The organism is Anabaena azotica FACHB-119, from assembly GCF_014697625.1.
GTDB lineage: Bacteria > Cyanobacteriota > Cyanobacteriia > Cyanobacteriales > Nostocaceae > Trichormus > Trichormus azoticus_A.
On sequence record NZ_JACJSG010000026.1, the window covers coordinates 1 to 15,972 of the forward strand.

20 protein-coding genes and 2 pseudogenes are annotated in these 15,972 nt (G+C 39.7%); 10 read left to right on the forward strand and 12 right to left on the reverse strand.

The genetic code is table 11. From position 1 onward, the window contains the following. The 3 genes and pseudogenes from H6G83_RS36530 to H6G83_RS18710 all read right to left on the reverse strand — a co-directional run. Positions 1–73, reverse strand: a pseudogene (locus H6G83_RS36530) (IS200/IS605 family transposase); the annotation flags it as partial. 99 nt (positions 74–172) lie between these two features. Continuing rightward, positions 173–274: pseudogene (locus tag H6G83_RS18705) on the reverse strand (orange carotenoid protein N-terminal domain-containing protein); the annotation flags it as partial. 246 nt (positions 275–520) lie between these two features. Further along, positions 521–832, reverse strand: coding sequence for a hypothetical protein (locus H6G83_RS18710; protein WP_190475045.1), 312 nt, complete (start codon positions 830–832; stop codon positions 521–523). A 144-nt stretch (positions 833–976) separates the two neighbouring features. Between H6G83_RS18710 and H6G83_RS18715 the strand changes: the two genes are divergently transcribed. Further along, entirely contained in the window at positions 977–2,098 is a 1,122-nt protein-coding gene (locus H6G83_RS18715) for a DUF6236 family protein (protein WP_190475047.1), read from the forward strand. Between the two features lie 185 nt (positions 2,099–2,283). On the opposite strand, the gene H6G83_RS18720 is transcribed toward H6G83_RS18715, so the two are convergent. Next, complete coding sequence (locus tag H6G83_RS18720) at positions 2,284–2,652, reverse strand: aspartyl protease (RefSeq protein ID WP_190475048.1); 369 nt, start codon at positions 2,650–2,652, stop codon at positions 2,284–2,286. Then, positions 2,649–2,966: a hypothetical protein gene (locus tag H6G83_RS18725; RefSeq protein WP_190475050.1), complete on the reverse strand. Its 318-nt coding sequence runs from the start codon at positions 2,964–2,966 to the stop codon at positions 2,649–2,651. The genes H6G83_RS18720 and H6G83_RS18725 overlap by 4 nt, the downstream gene beginning before the upstream one ends. Before the next feature lie 46 nt (positions 2,967–3,012). Here H6G83_RS18725 and H6G83_RS35960 point away from each other — a divergent pair, with 46 nt between their 5' ends. The 3 genes from H6G83_RS35960 (at position 3,013) to H6G83_RS18735 (ending at position 4,428) form a co-directional block, all read left to right on the forward strand. Beyond that, a complete protein-coding gene (locus H6G83_RS35960) occupies positions 3,013–3,141 on the forward strand; it encodes a hypothetical protein (RefSeq protein WP_277876368.1) in 129 nt (42 codons plus the stop codon). 204 nt (positions 3,142–3,345) lie between these two features. Then, positions 3,346–3,936, forward strand: coding sequence for a ParA family protein (locus H6G83_RS18730; protein ID WP_190475052.1), 591 nt, complete (start codon positions 3,346–3,348; stop codon positions 3,934–3,936). Positions 3,937–4,161: 225 nt separating this feature from the next. After that, the gene (locus H6G83_RS18735) at positions 4,162–4,428 is read left to right on the forward strand and encodes a CopG family transcriptional regulator (RefSeq protein WP_190475054.1); all 267 of its coding nucleotides are present in this window, start codon (positions 4,162–4,164) and stop codon (positions 4,426–4,428) included. A 138-nt stretch (positions 4,429–4,566) separates the two neighbouring features. Here the strand turns inward: H6G83_RS18735 and H6G83_RS18740 are convergent, their stop codons facing one another. The 3 genes from H6G83_RS18740 to H6G83_RS18745 all read right to left on the reverse strand — a co-directional run bounded on the left by H6G83_RS18740 (position 4,567) and on the right by H6G83_RS18745 (position 5,690). After that, positions 4,567–5,085 carry a GerMN domain-containing protein gene (locus H6G83_RS18740; protein WP_242044674.1) on the reverse strand — a complete coding sequence of 173 codons (519 nt, stop codon included), beginning with the start codon at positions 5,083–5,085 and terminating at the stop codon, positions 4,567–4,569. 109 nt (positions 5,086–5,194) lie between these two features. Continuing rightward, a complete protein-coding gene (locus H6G83_RS35410) occupies positions 5,195–5,374 on the reverse strand; it encodes a hypothetical protein (protein ID WP_242044675.1) in 180 nt (59 codons plus the stop codon). Then, entirely contained in the window at positions 5,355–5,690 is a 336-nt protein-coding gene (locus H6G83_RS18745; protein WP_242044677.1) for an SLOG cluster 4 domain-containing protein, read from the reverse strand. The genes H6G83_RS35410 and H6G83_RS18745 overlap by 20 nt, the downstream gene beginning before the upstream one ends. Positions 5,691–5,855: 165 nt before the next feature. Between H6G83_RS18745 and H6G83_RS18750 the strand changes: the two genes are divergently transcribed. After that, positions 5,856–7,310, forward strand: coding sequence for a site-specific integrase (locus H6G83_RS18750; protein ID WP_190475056.1), 1,455 nt, complete (start codon positions 5,856–5,858; stop codon positions 7,308–7,310). A gap of 111 nt (positions 7,311–7,421) precedes the next feature. After that, positions 7,422–9,971 carry a PAS domain-containing sensor histidine kinase gene (locus tag H6G83_RS18755; protein ID WP_190475059.1) on the forward strand — a complete coding sequence of 850 codons (2,550 nt, stop codon included), beginning with the start codon at positions 7,422–7,424 and terminating at the stop codon, positions 9,969–9,971. Between the two features lie 110 nt (positions 9,972–10,081). On the opposite strand, the gene H6G83_RS18760 is transcribed toward H6G83_RS18755, so the two are convergent. Together H6G83_RS18760 and H6G83_RS18765 are read right to left on the reverse strand one after the other, a co-directional pair. After that, positions 10,082–10,861, reverse strand: a complete 780-nt coding sequence (locus H6G83_RS18760) for an ABC transporter ATP-binding protein (protein ID WP_190475248.1) — start codon at positions 10,859–10,861, stop codon at positions 10,082–10,084. A gap of 24 nt (positions 10,862–10,885) precedes the next feature. Next, positions 10,886–11,923, reverse strand: a complete 1,038-nt coding sequence (locus H6G83_RS18765) for a FecCD family ABC transporter permease (RefSeq protein ID WP_190475061.1) — start codon at positions 11,921–11,923, stop codon at positions 10,886–10,888. A 485-nt stretch (positions 11,924–12,408) separates the two neighbouring features. On the opposite strand from H6G83_RS18765, the gene H6G83_RS18770 reads away from it, so the two are divergent. Then, entirely contained in the window at positions 12,409–12,795 is a 387-nt protein-coding gene (locus H6G83_RS18770) for a response regulator (RefSeq protein WP_190475063.1), read from the forward strand. On the opposite strand, the gene H6G83_RS18775 is transcribed toward H6G83_RS18770, so the two are convergent. Both H6G83_RS18775 and H6G83_RS35965 read right to left on the reverse strand, forming a co-directional pair. Further along, entirely contained in the window at positions 12,770–13,174 is a 405-nt protein-coding gene (locus H6G83_RS18775) for a DUF2294 domain-containing protein (RefSeq protein ID WP_190475065.1), read from the reverse strand. The two genes, H6G83_RS18770 and H6G83_RS18775, sit on opposite strands and share 26 nt — an antisense overlap. Positions 13,175–13,608: 434 nt before the next feature. Next, positions 13,609–13,734, reverse strand: a complete 126-nt coding sequence (locus H6G83_RS35965; RefSeq protein WP_277876370.1) for a hypothetical protein — start codon at positions 13,732–13,734, stop codon at positions 13,609–13,611. Positions 13,735–13,933: 199 nt separating this feature from the next. Between H6G83_RS35965 and H6G83_RS18780 the strand changes: the two genes are divergently transcribed. From H6G83_RS18780 to H6G83_RS18790, 3 genes are all read left to right on the forward strand, one after another. Beyond that, complete coding sequence (locus H6G83_RS18780) at positions 13,934–14,404, forward strand: tetratricopeptide repeat protein (protein WP_190475067.1); 471 nt, start codon at positions 13,934–13,936, stop codon at positions 14,402–14,404. Positions 14,405–14,693: 289 nt separating this feature from the next. Then, positions 14,694–15,023, forward strand: coding sequence for an ABC transporter substrate-binding protein (locus H6G83_RS35415; RefSeq protein WP_242044679.1), 330 nt, complete (start codon positions 14,694–14,696; stop codon positions 15,021–15,023). 7 nt (positions 15,024–15,030) lie between these two features. Beyond that, positions 15,031–15,222: a hypothetical protein gene (locus H6G83_RS18790; protein ID WP_190475069.1), complete on the forward strand. Its 192-nt coding sequence runs from the start codon at positions 15,031–15,033 to the stop codon at positions 15,220–15,222. The last annotated feature ends 750 nt before the right edge of the window (positions 15,223–15,972 follow it).

Genomic DNA, 15,972 nt, shown 5'->3' on the forward strand with positions numbered 1-15,972 from the left:
GCCTGTATTTAACACACCATACAATATGATATTCAATTGCATAAACATAACCCCTTCCGTGTTTTACTTCCATACTTTATCTTACCATGTGCGTAACCATGTGTAAAACCAAATATGGAAATATAGAGCGCCTAACTCATGACTCGAAGTCACGAGTGTGCGGCTTGAAGAAATCAAGATAGCCAAACCATAGTAAAGCCAACTGTGTGTCCACATCAAAGCCGCGAAACTGGTCTATGGCTTTTTGGGTGCGTTCATCGGTAGCGTAAGTCATGGGAATCTCCGATTGCTGAATAAGAACTGTGTATTGAAAATTACTGAGGTTCTAAACTCACCTCACTCACAAAATCTTATAAATTGAGCTATGGAGATTAACCCCACTATGGGTAGAAATGGTTACAGTAGCTTACGGCAGATGTAATTATTACATTAGTCATTAGTCAAAAGTCAACAGTCCCCACATTGTTGCATCATTTGGGATTGCCTGAAATCACGCAACAGAATTGCGTGGAGTGGCTAATTACAAATCAGTCACTAATATTGCTTTTTTCAGCAGAAATTTTAATACTGTTTCTTCTGAGGAAATGAACCGCCGATAAACGCCGATGTAAGAAATTATTAATACGTTAAAATATTCCCCATTAGTAGGGTGGGCATTGCCCACCTTACTTATTTTCATTGTTAGCTTATCTATCATTAAATGCGGATAAGCTAAGGTGGTTTCTACTGCACAGAAGTTGACATTCTGCTTGGCTGGCTTCTGCTGGTGGGCTAGACCGCGCCGTAATCCACTGCTATCTATTGCAATGGGTGTCAAGATTTTGTTAGACACTGTAATTTCTGGCAAGTTGGCGCAGGAGGAATGGAGCAAGAACAAAGCTTTGTGTGAGTATTGTTGAAACTAAATCAGATAGAATGACACTTAAATAAAAATGAGTTAAGCTTATTAGATTAAATTGACAGGATGAAATTAAGTATGGCTTTCACAAAAGCACTTTACTATCCTTGGGTTGATATAAAAGATGAGGGATGGCTAAAGAATGCAGTTTTATATTGGGATCATGTACAAACTATTGTGCCAATCTCAATTGAGAATCCTTACAGTAATAGTACATCCCTAGAACTACTTGATGAGGGCTTGTTATCACCATTTGAAGTGCAATCCAGCATGACAGAGATTCGTGATTTGACTGATGATGTATATAAGTATCTAGATTCTCAAGAGGGTATAGAAGTACTTCTTGCACAAGAAATTAGTGAAACCCATCAAATTCACTTTGACAAAATATCTAATGAAATTAGAGAGTTAGTTGAGATTCATCCAGATAAATTACCAGAGAAAATAAGAGCAGAATTAAAAGTGGGATTGCGTAGTGAACGAGACGGATGGATTACTGTCGATAAACGCTTTGCAAGTTTTTACATGACACTTCTAGCAACTCGGCTTTCAGATCAAGTTGGGTCAGGTTTATTGACTGATATTCCAGGGAATAATAAATTGGCAAATTCAGCTAAACTTGATGCCAAACTAAGTTTACCAAAATTTAGAAGACATAGATATGATTATGAAGATCATAGAAGCCATAGAAATATGCCAATTTCTCTATCACAAGGTATGCTTGCCGATCTAATTCTTGAAATGATTAAAATTGATCCTGAAACGCCTGTTATTGAAATTATTAAATTTAGAAGAAGATATGCTGATGAGCTAGGTCGATTTAGAGTCAAGATTGCAAAACTTACTGAGAGTGTTTCTAACGATACATCATTTTCTAGGCTGCACCAACAAATTAATGACTTGTATGTGAATGAGGTTCAGCCAGAAATAAATACTCTTAAGCGCATTTTGTCAGAGCAAAGAATAAGATGGGTCGCAGAAAATTTTCTTAAAGTTACTTTTTTCTCTACAGGGGCTGCATCTTTGCCACTTGCAGTACTTGGGCTATCTGTACCCCTTTCTCTTTTAGTAGGCGCAGGTATTTCCCTAACAGCCTCAGCTATTTTGTATAACTGTGATAAAGCTAACTCTTTGAGACAAAATCCTTTTTCATACCTTCTTGTAGCAGAAAAAGAATTAAAATATAAATGGCTAAATTAATAATTATTTTAGTATGATCGCTTATCGTCGTAGGCTGCGTTGAGGACAGGAAACCCAGCATTCTTTTTCCTCGCCAGTACTGAGCAAAAGTGCGTTCGCAATTTAAGACTGTGACCGTGGACGCAATTCGCCAAATCGTACTAAGTTAATTCATCCTCTTATTCATTAACGCCACACAACAAATTTTATATGTACTCTAATGTAACTCTATTTTGACTATAATCAGCAACTAAAATAAATGATTTCAACCATCGAGAACCTAATAAAATTTCCTGTATCTCATCCCCAGCAAATACAGGAATTTCCCATTCTTGATTATCTATGATAACTCTACCCCTATAAACATCAAATTCAGTTTCTCCTTGAGCAGTTCTCAATTTATTCTGCCGTAAAAAAGACCAGTCAAGACTTTGTACATCTTGTTTGTTCATAGCTAAAAACTCAGTGAATCCTGTATCTAACATTGTTTCTACAGGAAAACTCAAGCCATCCCCGCCAATTAAATCTATTTCAAAGTAAACTTGGCCTTTATCTCCAAATCTTCCCTCAATCATATTCTGCCACTAACACCTGTTTCGTTAATGCCAAAAATATGATGAATCACATGAGGGTGCTTTTCCCTAGCCATTTTACTGGCTACTTCTTGATCCTGATCAATAAAATAATCGCCGCTATCTGGTTCAATGGCAATATACCAGCCATAATATTTATCTAGAAGTTCTGGTTTTAAACGCTCAAAAATCGCCCAACAACGCTCATAAAATGCTTGTCTTCTGGCTCTGTCTTGGGCTTTTTGTGCTTCTGTCCACTGAATTTCCGGGAATACTCTTCCACGTCTCACTATTCTTTCGGGTGAAGAGTGTGTCATATTTTTACATGATGGAGATTTATTTTTCATATTCTATTATAAAGCGATGCCTGCGGTGGGCAAAGCCTACGCCCTCATGATTTTCCAACAGCGATCGTCCTCTGCCTCAGTCCAGTGGATATGTTTAGAACGAAAAGCTCGTTCCCAATCGTTAACAATTACTTCCATCATATAGCCAAAGTAAGGCTTATCATTTTATACATTTATCCCTCGATTTACTTAATATGCTTTTTATACTTAAATTAAGTAGCTTATCAATACGTATATTAAACATAATTACACTAATTATTTTAAATGTTTAAATATTTAAACATTTAATAAATGTCTAGATGTTCATATATACGGTAAAATTTGGAAATTATTTACCTATGTATGGAAAATGATTGTTACTGTAGCCGCCTTTAAGGGTGGGGTAGGTAAATCTACGACTGCACTGCACCTAGCTACCTACCTGCAAAGCAAAGCTGACACGCTGTTAGTAGATGGTGATTTAAACCGCAGTGCTTTAGATTGGTCAAATAGAGGCTGTTTACCCTTTAAGGTGGCTGATGAGCAGCAGGCGGTGAGCCTAGCGAGGCTCTATGAGCATATAGTCATCGATACACCAGCCCGCCCAGATGCGGAAGAACTGAAAACTTTGGCGAAAGGATGCGATTTGTTAGTTATTCCCACAACACCAGATGCGATCGCTTTAGCTGCAACTTTTCACATGGTAGATTTGCTAGAAAAAATTAAATTTAAGTATAAAATATTGCTAACTATCATCCCACCAAATCCCAATAAAGCAGGAGAAGAAGCGAGAACAACTATCATAAATGCCGGATTTCCTGTATTTAAATCAGGTATTCGCCGCTTGGCTGTGTTCCAACGTGCTGCTTTAGAAGGGGTTCCAGTCAACGCGGTGAAAGACCCTTATGCTCAAATTGCTTGGCGATGTTACGCTGAGGTGGGAAAAGAAATATTAGACTAATTATTGCCTACGTAATTAATAAACCCAGATTTACCAAGACTTTTCAAGGTTGTATCTGTTGTCCTTGGGACTTACCCAAGTGTCATAATCAAACTAACTGTAGGGTGCGTCAGCCCCAAGAATTTCGTACATATTCAAGGATTTTCCACATCTGACGCATCCTACCCCAAGTGTCACTTGTGTAAGTCATGGTGTAATTTGTAATGTAAAATTAGGTGGTGTTACTTGGTTAATAGGAAAAAGACCAGTCGCTTTGATGATTTAATTGACGCAGCCCGCAGTCGTCAACAACGAGATCAGCCACCGTCAACGGAAGATAAACCGACTTCCCAAAGCAAAAGCACAGACCCGTCTTATACTCGTACAACTATCTATTTACCAAAACAACTACATCGACAACTAAAAGCCGCCGCAGCTTCTCAAGAACGCCAAATGAGCGATATTGTGACTGAACTTGTGGAGAAGTGGCTCTTGGGGACAGTTGACAGTTGACAGTGATGGGGAGTGGGGGGAGATGAGGGGGATGAGGGAGATGAGGGAGATGAGGGAGATGAGGGAGATGAGGGAGCAGGGGAGAATAACAAGTGTCACCTGATAACTGATAACTGATAACTGATAACTGATAACTGCCTAAAGCACAATATCTTCACCTCTTTCGGTGAAGCGGACATCTTTAATTTTCCACTGGGGGTTACTGGTTAGGGTTTTACGGAGGCTGCCAAATAGGGCAAACTGTTCACAGCTCGAAAGTGAGGCAAATTGCCGTTTTGATTGGGGTGAGAGTCTTAAATCAACTGTAGCAACGCCATTTCTGACTCTGACGCGATAACCGGATACGTTAAAGTCTGCTGTGTCTTGTTCTTGTATGATTTTGCCTACAGCATTAGTTACAGGTGTTGTGGCTGGTAAAGTGACTTTTTGCGGTACGAATTCTTGACACTGGATATCGCTGGTATATAAGGTAACGTTAACTGTTTTACCTGAGATAGCTTTCGGTTCGCTAGTTTTAGGTTTAGCGCGTAGTCGAGCTATGCTTGGTGTGGGTGTTGAAGAAATTGCGTTTGTGGTTGTGTTGGTAGGGTTGGAAGTACAACCGCTAAGGCTAGCGATCGCTACCATTGTCAATAGTAAAAAGCACCTGTTATTCATACGTTTAATGGGTTGATCTATCTGTTAGTTAACTTCAGTATGACGGCTACTCATTCCGTATAAATTGGCTGTTCATTTTTGCTCAGGCTGCGTAGACCAATGTCTGTACTTAACTGTTGGCGAGGATGGTTTTGATTGTGGCGATGGCATCCTCTACATTTTCCACAATATAAACCTTTTCTGCTGATAATTTCCGAAAAAAGGCTTGACTTTCGGCATCATTATTTAACAAAATCGTCGGTTTATTTCCCTTCACAGCTAAGGCAATTTCAACAAGCAGTACCAGCACCCATTCCGCAGGCAATGACTACATGACTAGAAAGCACATTAATATTATTACGAGCGTTGCCCATATCTGTAAAAATGGCAATATCCACCGCCACAGAAATGCCCTCGGCTTGAGTCCCTGGAAGTATTCCTACAGTTAAACCATTAGCTGATTTTGCCCCTTGAGAAGCCGCATCCATCACGCCTACATTTCTCCCCCCAGTCAGCAAAACCCATCCAGCTTGGGCAATTAATTCGCCTAATTTATAGGCGTTTTCACCATCATTAGCTGTTGCGCCTTCCCCAGCCCCCATCACTCCAATGACAATTTTGTTCATAGCCTTGCACCCATAAAGTACATTTAGCTTAATTTTAGGGTGGGCATTGTTCACCAAAAACATAATATAGTAGGTCATGCCTACCATACTTGTATTTCCAAGTATGAGTTAACTTTACTTGTTGGCTATTATTAATTATACAAAGACAGCGCTTGAGACTAGCTTATGGCTATAAATAGTTTTAACCCTCGTATATCGGTATGGGAAGGTAAGCTAATTGACCAATGGGAACCTTCTCAATGGAAGCAATGGAAAGCTAAACAAACCGATGAACAAGCTAAGTTAGAACGGGAATATTTGCGAATTAAACACGCCCTCCAACAGGCGAACGCGGCTTTGAGTTTAGATAGAATCAAGATTAAATTGAAACTAACTAGCCCAAAAACCATCGGTTTACAAGGTACATTTCCTTGTAGACCTGGTGATGTGGGTAAACAGGGCAGTCCTAATAAACAATATACTATTTCTTGCGGCTTTACGGCTAATGATGCTGGGTTAAAAATGGCTGTTTTGAAAGCGCGAGAGTTGGATTTATTATTAATTACCAAACAATTCCAATGGACACCGGAGTTATTAGGTAAACAGGCACAAAAGATAGAATTGCCCCAGGCGAAATACTCTGGAAAACTGATTGGGGAATTAATTCAAGAATATGAGCGGGAATTTTGGAAAACTCATGAGCAAAATAGGCGCGGTATTCGGACTTGGGAAACTCATTATCTGAGGCATCTGAAAAAACTGCCGCCAGATTTACCAATCTCGGCTCAAGCATTAGAAATAGCTTTAGAAAAGACTAAACCTAATACATCAGCTAGGTTTTTTATGGTATGGCAGTTAAAAAAGTTTTGTGAGTTTTGTGGCATTGATGATTTTAAAACAATTTATGCTTATGCAACTCCTAAACCTCATCCTACTATCCGCAAAATTCCTGTAGATGAGGAAATTATCCAAGGTTTTGAAAAAATAGGTGTCCCGCTATCAGTGTACACGAGTAAAGAAAATCTCACCCAACCCGAACAATGGCAATGGGCTTATGGGATGCTGGCTACTTATGGTTTAAGACCCCATGAGTTATTTGCTGTAGATGTAGAGGCTTTTATCGACCCCAAAAATACTTTTCACCTAGTAACACTCAATCCCAGTTTGACAGAAGGAACTAAAACAGGAGAACGCAGTTGTGGTATTCCTCCTTTACATCCTCATTGGGTTGATTTATTTAACTTAAAGAAGATTAGATTGCCCTATAACGAAGGTAAATTGAGTAATAAAACTGCCAAATTGTATATCAAATTTAAAAATGCAGATATAGGTTTTAGACCTTACGATTTACGTCACGCTTATGCTATTCGTGGTCATCGTTTACGAGTGCCTATCAAGACGATGGCAGATTATATGGGGCATTCGGTGCAAGAGCATACCAAAACTTATCAAAGATGGATGAATGAAGATACTAATTTAGAGATTTATAGAGAGGTAGTGATTCACAGAAATGGTACTACTAAGGAGGCGATGAGGGAGAGGATTCAGGAATTAGAAGCAGAGAATAGGGCTTTGAAGGCTGAAAATTCTACCATAAAAGGTTTATTAATTCAGCATCAATTGGGGGAATTACTGAGTTGAAAATGGTCATGAGGAATGATTAATGACTGAAAATTGATATTGCTGGATGCGGATTGGGCATCATAGGAAATGAAGTTATTTTCAAGTTCGTCGCTGGTAATTAGCATACCTATGAGTGACCATATCATCACTATAGATAAAGAGACTTATAATTCTTTGCAACAGGAACTGACTCAACTGCGTCAGCGAGTGGCAAAGACTCTAACCCCAGAGTTATATCTTGAATATACACCTGCGGCGATCGCTATATTTGACCACGAGATGCGCTACTTGCTGGCTAGTCGTCGCTGGCGGGAGGACTATAACTTAGTTGATGAGGATATTATCGGTCGTTGTCATGAAGAAGTTTGTGCTGACACCACTTTAGGTTGGCAAAGAATTTTTCAGCATTGTTTAGCAGGAAATACAGAGAAATCCGAAGAAGACATCCTTACCCGCAAAGATGGCACAATTGATTGGGTGAAGTGGGAAATAAATCCTTGGTATGAAGAATCTGGGGTGGTGGGTGGTTTAGCGGTATTCTCTGAGGTAGTTACGGCGCAAAGACAGGCACGAACGGCTCTTGGTGATAGTGAAAGGCGTTTAGGAGATATCGCCGCTAATATACCGGGAGCTATCTTTCAGTTTATCAATCGTCATGGTAGCTGGCAAGTAGACTATATCAGCGATTTTATCTGGGAACTGGCAGGTATTACCCCCCAAGAAATGATGGCAGATTTAAGTTGCTTTTTTGCGCTTGTCCATCCAGAGGATTTTGAAGGTTATATTGCATCAGTAGTCGAGGCGGTAGAAAATGCCACTCCTTGGCACTATGAAGGACGTTTAATCAAGCCTAACGGTGAAATTCGTTGGTGGCAAGGTGACTCAACTCCCACAAAGAGTCAAACTGGAGAAATAATTTTTTGTGGAGTCCTGTTAGACATTACTGAACGCAAGCAAACAGAAGCAGAACTCAACAGATTAAATGAAGAGTTGGCGGCCAGAATTGCTGAACGCACTTTCGCCTTACAGCAGACAGAAGTATTGTTACAACGACTAGCCGATAATGTCCCAGGGATGCTTTATGAATTTCGCCTTAAGCCTGATGGGACGATGTTTTATCCTTATGTTTCTTCTGGGTGTAGAGAACTGATGGGACTAGATCCCCAAGAAATAGAAAATGATGCTTCACTACCCTTTGCTGGTATTCAAGCTGAGGATGTTATCGGTTTACAACAGACGATGGCCAAATCTGCCCAAACCCTGCAAAACTTTGAAGCTGAGTGGTGCATGACCACCCCCTTTGGAGAGAAGAAATGGGTAAAAGCTACCTCCAAACCAGAACGCCTCCCTGGAGGTGAAATTACTTGGTATGGTTATCTACTGGATATTAGCGAACGTAAACAAGTAGAAGCATTACTCCAAGAACAAGAGCAGTTTTTACGCAGTATTTATGAGGGTGTTGATCAAATTATCTTTGTGGTCGATGTTTTAGATAATCACGAATTTCGTTATGCTGGTTGGAACTCTTCAGCAGAAAAATTCACAGGAATTAAACAAGCTGATGTTCTTGGTAAAACTCCTAAAGAAGTGCAGGGTGATGTTGAAGGTGCTGCTGTTAGTCAAAGATACAAAAATTGTGTGGAAGTTGGTACTAGTATTTCTTACGAAGAGTGTTTAACTTTCTATAATCAAGAATTTTGGTCTTTAACTAAAATTAATCCCCTAAAAAACAGTGATGGTAAAATTTACCGCATGGTGGGTACAGCTTTAGATATTACCAAGCGCAAACAAGCAGAAATTAAATTGCAGCAGCAAGCCGAGGATTTAGAAAATACTCTGCGGAAATTACAGCGTACTCAAACTCAACTTATCCATAGTGAGAAAATGTCTTCTATTGGGAATATGGTTGCAGGTATTGCCCATGAAATTAATAATCCAGTGAACTTTATTCACGGTAATCTCATTCCCGCCTGTGAATATGCACAAGATTTGTTACGCTTAGTAGAACTTTATCAACTCCATTTTCCCTATCCTCCAGAAGAAATTCAGGAACTGATTATAGATATTGACTTAGATTTTCTTAAGGAAGATTTGGTGAAACTCCTTCAGTCTATGCAGGTGGGAACTGAACGCATTCGGGAAATTGTGCTATCGCTACGCAATTTTTCTCGCCTTGATGAAGCTGAATTTAAGCAAGTAGATATTCATGAAGGTATTGATAGTACAATCATGATATTACATAATCGGTTGAAAGCCAAATCAGACCATCCAGAAATTGTGGTTATTAAGGATTATGGTGATTTGCCAAAAATTGATTGTTATCCCGGTCAATTAAATCAGGTATTTATGAATCTTCTTAGTAATGCTATTGATGCTTTAGAAGAGTCAGTTAGCAGGGGTAGGTTGTTAGGGAATACGCCGAAGATTTCTATTCGGAGTGAAGTTGTTAATAATTGGGTACGCATTACTATTGCTGATAATGGTGTGGGTATTCCCCAAGAGATATTAACAAAATTATTTGACCCGTTTTTTACTACTAAATCAGTAGGTAAGGGAACTGGATTAGGGTTATCTATCAGTTATCAAATTGTTGTGGATAGACATAATGGGAAATTGTCCTGTAATTCAACTTTGGGACAAGGAGCAGAGTTTGTGATTGAAATTCCTATTTATCAGTGAATTGTTATTTACCAAAGTATCTGCAAATTGAGAACAAAGCCTGGAAGTATGTCTTCCCCAGATAATTCTCTATATTTACGGTCATTGCTATAAGTGTAATTGTGACTGTATTAATGAATTGGCTTGAGGGGGCAAATTTGCAATCCTACTGGTGTATTGAGAACTGCAACCTCTATTCCTAAAACTTGAGCCAAATTTTCTGGTGTGAGAACTTTTTCTGGCTGTCCTAAAGCAATAATATTTCCTTGATAGAGTAAGGCTATACGAGAACTATATCTAGCAGCTAAGTTGATTTCGTGCAGAACTGTTAAAATTGTGATTCCCGGCTTTTGATTGAGATTTTTTAAAAGGTCTAGTAGTTCTAACTGATAGCGAATATCTAGATAAGTTGTGGGTTCATCTAATAGTAAAATCTGGGGATTTTGGGCTAAAGCTAGTGCTAAAAATGCTCTTTGTCTTTCACCGCCGGAAAGTTGTTCTACTAGTCGTTCTTGATAATCTTCCATCTGGGTTAAATGCAAAGCTTCAGCAACTTTTTCTCTATCTTCTGCGTTTAATTCCCATTGCCACCAAGGTTGGTGTGGGGTGCGTCCTAATGATACTAATTGCCTGACTGTTAAGCCTGAAGGAATTGCTTGCTGCTGGGGTAATAAGGCTAATTTTTGGGCAACAATGGCGGCGCTTTGAGTATGAATTGCTTTTCCATCTAGTAAGACGGTTCCTGTTTGGGGAACTAATAGGCGACTCATGAGTTTTAGGAGGGTAGATTTACCAGAACCATTAGCACCTACTAAACTCAACCACTCGCCTTTTTCGATGACTAAGGATATATCTTTAACTACGGTTTTATTTGTATATCCACCTGTTAGGTTTTGCGTTTCTAGAGGCATATTAATCATTGGTATTTGGGAAGTTTAGATTCCGTTTTGGCGGCGGTAGAGTAACCAAATGAAGAGGGGGGAACCGAGTAATGCTGTGACTGCACCAACTGGAAGTTCTACAGCACCTAAGCGGGAAAGTAAGTCTGCAATTGTCATGACGATCGCACCTCCTAATGCACTCAATGGTAAGATGGCGCGATAATCTGTACCTACTAGTAAACGGATACCGTGGGGTACTATTAAGCCGACAAAACCAATTAAACCGCCAATACTCACAGCACCTGCGGCTAATAGTGTAGCAACTGCACCGATGAAAATGCGCGATCGCCCCAAAGAAACCCCCAAACTCACTGCTAACTCATCGCCTAGATTTAATAAATTTAGCGATCGCGCTAACAAACATCCCCATCCCAAGGCGACAATAATATAAGCACCGGCTGTAGTTACTTCTGTCCATCCCCGGCCATTCAAACTGCCAATTAGCCAGTTTAAAGCCGCCTGTATTCTTCCATCCTCACTTAACAATAGTAAGACCGATTGTACTGCCCCAAACATGGCGCTTACCGCTACGCCACCCAAAATTAGCCGTTCTACAGATATCCCATCCCCTGTTTTGGCTAAAAAATAGACTATCACCGTTGTCAGTACACCCCCCACCCAGGCCGCTAGGGGAACCCAAGCTAAGAATACCCCTAAACTAATCATGGCGATCGCTACCAAACCCGCACCCGCAGAAATACCTAGTAAGAATGGGTCGGCTAGTCCGTTGCGTAACATTCCTTGCAGCAGCGCACCCGACATTCCCAAAGCTGCACCTACCAAAATGGCTGCTATGGTTCTGGGTAGGCGCAAGTCCCAGAGGATAGTTTGATTGAGTTGTTCTCCTCTGCGCCACAGTGCTAGCCACAGTTGTGCGGGTGTGATGGCGACTGCACCAAAGGATAGGGAAGCGCCTACTGCCAAAACTAGGAAGATAAGTAAGAATAAGGTGGCTAAAAGTATCTTGGCTTCGTTTCTAGAAGCAGCGTTAATGTTCCTGACAGTTTTTTCCTGTCGCTGCCTGAGATTCATGTGTTTTGCTGATGGCTATTCCTGCAATCAATCTTATCTTTCTTTAAGAGCGATCGCTTTGGCAAGAATCTAATTTATCAGGACTGTCTAAGTTTTTTCATTTCCTCATGTCCTAACTGTCTTGGCGACTGCTATATAAAGAATTGACGATTAGCACTTGACTAAGTATAAATTTAGTATGAAGATATTACCTTGGTATATTTACTAGCTTGTTACGGTTTACCCCCAACATTAGCGTAAACATCCAACCTAGTTAAGTACATACGAGCCAGTCCACATCAAGCCGCAAGCCGCCGCATGAAAGCAGCCTCGTACATCCGTCAAAACACTTACCAGAACTAGATCATAACTCCACCCACAAGGGGATAGAGTTTTGTCAGTGGTTAGTGGTCAGTGGTTTAAGCCTGAGCCAAAAAACAACTGACAAGCGAAAAGCCTAATAAATTTTGGATGTATAGCCTTTCATAGAAGGTAATTATTCACTTATGTATCGACCATTAGTTTTAGTTGTAGAAGAACATCTACATAACTTAGAATTGCTTAACTCTTACTTGAAAAAGATAAAAATCGCTTGTATTTGTGCTAAACAAGGAGTTAAGGCAATTATTCTGGCACAAACCCAAAAACCTGACCTGATTCTACTAGACATGATGGTGTCAGATTTAAGTGGTAGTCAAGTGATTAATTACCTTAAGCAAGACACAAAAACAGCGAAAATTCCAATTATTGCTGTTTTACCTTTTATTCTGGTGCAGAATCAAGACTACCTCTTCCTTACAGGTGCGGAGGAATATATTACTAAACCATACAATTTTAATTACTTAAATAGTTTGATTTACCGCCATCTTAATCTGCTGAATTCTTCCAGTTAGCTTTCGGGATAGATTCTGGATTACGCACTTCTGGTAATTGGTCTAAAACAACTACTATTCCTGTACGTCCTGTGACCAAGTTGGTACTGCTCATTAAGTCGGTAATAGGTTTACCAATCACCTCCTCAAGGATGATTTTTAGCTGTGGTTTAATAATTTTATCAAGCAATGTTCTGATTTGTTCTGCCAAGCCTTCATGCCCTGCTGCTAACAAAGTTTGCTCAATTTGGCTGACTGAATTTTCTAGAGATATTACTAATTCAGAATCAAAAAAGTGACAAATAATTTGGGTGGGTCGTCGCCCTATTTTCTCGTTGTATAGAGTACTAACACGTTGGGAAATTTTTCTTTCGAGTTCTCCAATAGTTGGGTTTACCATTACTTTATAAAAATAATCAAAGTTTTTCTTTTTGTAAATATTTAATATTGTTGGGTATAAACCTTCGATATCATAATACATTTCTTGGTAAAAATCACGATTTATTCTCTATACTTTTATCCGAAGTGCGGTTATTTCCATATCTTTATATGGAGTTAAATAGCGGGTGAACGAAGGCAAAAATCCAGGCGACAGAAAACCCCAACTATCTAATTAAATGCTTACTGTGTAGTAAGACTTAAAGTCAAATAGGGTAATTTCTTTAGATAAAATTAAGAAGTTATCATGTAGGGGTGCGTTAAGCTAAAACGGTTAGACAAAGGTAATTACACCCAATTTTCCCAGACAACCTTGTGGCGTAAGTGGGAATTTTTGTCAAGCGATCGCCAGCAGAATATATCCTCTGGCTGTGGTATGTGAAGGGACTGGGATGTTTACACGTTCATATCAGATGTTCCTCCCAGAATGACTGTAACCCCTAATCGCTCCTCTGTTTTGTAATGATTTGATAAACCATTAGCTACCAAGGCTGTGACAAATACTGAGGTTGACCTTTCCATGACCAATTACGTAAGCTTGTAACTGTCAATTCCTGGCTCAATAGTATTAGTTAATACAAAAGTTTGCTAGAAGTTGCTATTTTTTCACGATCGCAGAAGAATTTTTATGAGGAATTTAAAATTGCCTTAAGCAATTTCCGACGAAAGTTGATACCTTGTTAATAAGAGACAATTACTGACAAACATCATTCTCAAATTCATGGATTCTTCATCAATTACCTCTTTACTTGAAGACTTGAAAAATCCTGATGCTTTAGTACGGGAACAAGCAACAAAGAAACTTTGGCGGATATGGTTCCAGCAAAAGGGAGTGTATGGACTGGAAAAAATTGATCAGAGTCAGAAATTGCTAGATGCTGGGGAAATTACTGAAGCTGAGGCAATGCTGACACAGTTAATTCATGAACAACCAGATTTTGCCGAAGCTTGGAATCGCCGGGCTTTTCTCTACTACAGTATGGGAGAATATCAAAAGTCTCTGGCTGACTGTCAGATGGTGATCCAAATTAATCCGGTACATTTTGGCGCACTGCATGGGATTGGTTTGTGTTATGCAGCATTAGGCAAGTACGCTAAAGCTATCAAAGCCTTTAAGCGTGCCTTAGAAATACAGCCATACTCTTTGGTAAACCAGAAATTGATTTTAGAATGTACTTTCAGACTCAGCTAAAACTTGATGAGAGGGATTCAGCATCCTGAAATACTGATTTTACCTCTAAAAAAGTACATTTTCTGGTTTTATGTATCCACCACCTGTTCATCGCCCTAGTCGCCGTCGATTGCATTGGTAGTAGTATGATTGCTGCTTGTGCCAATATTAATCAAGCATCAACCTCTAACTCAAAGTTAGATAAAGTTACTTTTGGGACTAACTGGTTAGCCCAAGCAGAACAAGGGGGATTTTAGGGGGCGATCGCCACGGGAATTTACAAGACCACGGGCTAGATGTCACAATTAAAATGCGTGGGCCACAAATACCTAGTGGCACTCAATTGTTAGTAGGTGGTGCAGTAGACTTTTTCATGGGTTATGGTATTGATGCCATCAACGCCATAGCACAGGGAATACCCAAAGTTACAGTAGCAGCAATTTTCCAAAAAGACCCGCAGTGTATCCTTACCCATCCCAACCCAGCAATCAAAACTTTAGCCGACCTCAAAGGCAAACCGATTTATATCTCTGCGGCTGCTAATGTAACGTTTTGGCCCTTATTAAAAGCTAAGTATGGTTTTACGGACGAACAAAAGCGTCCTGTTAACAATTCGCGCATTCACGCATTCGCGCATTAAAGACATTTTGCCTACGGCACGCTACGCGAACAGACGGGGATTTAAACCCCGACTGAAACTGATACTACGTATAGACGTAGGGGTCTTTTGGTATAGTTACTTAGAAAATCCCCAACCAGGTAATCAACTAATTAAACAAGATAATCCAGAAATGACAGACGAACAACTCGCTTACGGTCTACAAAAGCTGCAAAAATAGGGAATCATTGTATCTGATGTAGCCAAGACCCAAGGTATCGGTTCCATGAGTGAGCAAAAGTGGCGATCGCTATTTGAGAGTATTACCGCAGGGTATAGGGAATAGGGGACAGGGGACAGGTAATAGGTAGGAATTACACATCATAAGCTAAAACCTCTACAATAAGAGACTTTCAAAACTATTTCCTATTACCTGTTACCTCTACCCTATCCCCTATCAAAATAAAACCCCTGGTTGCGCCAGGGGTTAGGGTTTCGCTGAGATAAGTAATTGATTCTACAATTTGTCCTCAGCCTATTCCTGAGAATTACAAGAAATTCTTTTTTTGAGTTTTTAGAGACTTCTAGAAATTAAATTATTCAATGGGTGAAAGGTCACGTTAATCCCTATGGTACTTTTCGTTTGGCTCTCAATGTCAAGTTGCCAATTGAGACGGGGTGAATGTATCTAAAAATACTAGCGTTATTAATCAGAGATTATTATAGTCTGAAAGTCATTCATAGCAATACTTTTAGCCTATCTTGCCCCAGGTAACAGCTTCGCTATATCTACGCCAACTAGGTAAAACGATATCAAAGTGTTTTGGTGTATACGTTTGATGATTTTTTCAGCCTACTTTTTGTCTAAGTCCCACTAGTTGTTCTTGTATTTGAGCGCAAATAATATTTTTTATGTCTTCAGGACTTACGCAAGTGTCACAATTGGTGGTTGGTGCGTGACGCTACAAGTCTCATGACTACGTTCAAATAT

What these genes read in the sequence shown, in the direction of transcription:
- H6G83_RS18715 (WP_190475047.1), top strand. Translation starts at nt 977, where the DNA reads ATGGCTTTCACAAAAGCACTTTACTATCCTTGGGTTGATATAAAAGAT.
- H6G83_RS18720 (WP_190475048.1), bottom strand. Translation starts at nt 2,652, where the DNA reads ATGATTGAGGGAAGATTTGGAGATAAAGGCCAAGTTTACTTTGAAATA.
- H6G83_RS18725 (WP_190475050.1), bottom strand. Translation starts at nt 2,966, where the DNA reads ATGACACACTCTTCACCCGAAAGAATAGTGAGACGTGGAAGAGTATTC.
- H6G83_RS35960 (WP_277876368.1), top strand. Translation starts at nt 3,013, where the DNA reads ATGCCTGCGGTGGGCAAAGCCTACGCCCTCATGATTTTCCAACAGCGA.
- H6G83_RS18730 (WP_190475052.1), top strand. Translation starts at nt 3,346, where the DNA reads ATGATTGTTACTGTAGCCGCCTTTAAGGGTGGGGTAGGTAAATCTACG.
- H6G83_RS18740 (WP_242044674.1), bottom strand. Translation starts at nt 5,085, where the DNA reads ATGAATAACAGGTGCTTTTTACTATTGACAATGGTAGCGATCGCTAGC.
- H6G83_RS18745 (WP_242044677.1), bottom strand. Translation starts at nt 5,690, where the DNA reads ATGAACAAAATTGTCATTGGAGTGATGGGGGCTGGGGAAGGCGCAACA.
- H6G83_RS18750 (WP_190475056.1), top strand. Translation starts at nt 5,856, where the DNA reads ATGGCTATAAATAGTTTTAACCCTCGTATATCGGTATGGGAAGGTAAG.
- H6G83_RS18755 (WP_190475059.1), top strand. Translation starts at nt 7,422, where the DNA reads ATGAGTGACCATATCATCACTATAGATAAAGAGACTTATAATTCTTTG.
- H6G83_RS18760 (WP_190475248.1), bottom strand. Translation starts at nt 10,861, where the DNA reads ATGCCTCTAGAAACGCAAAACCTAACAGGTGGATATACAAATAAAACC.
- H6G83_RS18765 (WP_190475061.1), bottom strand. Translation starts at nt 11,923, where the DNA reads ATGAATCTCAGGCAGCGACAGGAAAAAACTGTCAGGAACATTAACGCT.
- H6G83_RS18770 (WP_190475063.1), top strand. Translation starts at nt 12,409, where the DNA reads ATGTATCGACCATTAGTTTTAGTTGTAGAAGAACATCTACATAACTTA.
- H6G83_RS18775 (WP_190475065.1), bottom strand. Translation starts at nt 13,174, where the DNA reads ATGGTAAACCCAACTATTGGAGAACTCGAAAGAAAAATTTCCCAACGT.
- H6G83_RS35965 (WP_277876370.1), bottom strand. Translation starts at nt 13,734, where the DNA reads ATGGAAAGGTCAACCTCAGTATTTGTCACAGCCTTGGTAGCTAATGGT.
- H6G83_RS18780 (WP_190475067.1), top strand. Translation starts at nt 13,934, where the DNA reads ATGGATTCTTCATCAATTACCTCTTTACTTGAAGACTTGAAAAATCCT.
- H6G83_RS35415 (WP_242044679.1), top strand. Translation starts at nt 14,694, where the DNA reads ATGCGTGGGCCACAAATACCTAGTGGCACTCAATTGTTAGTAGGTGGT.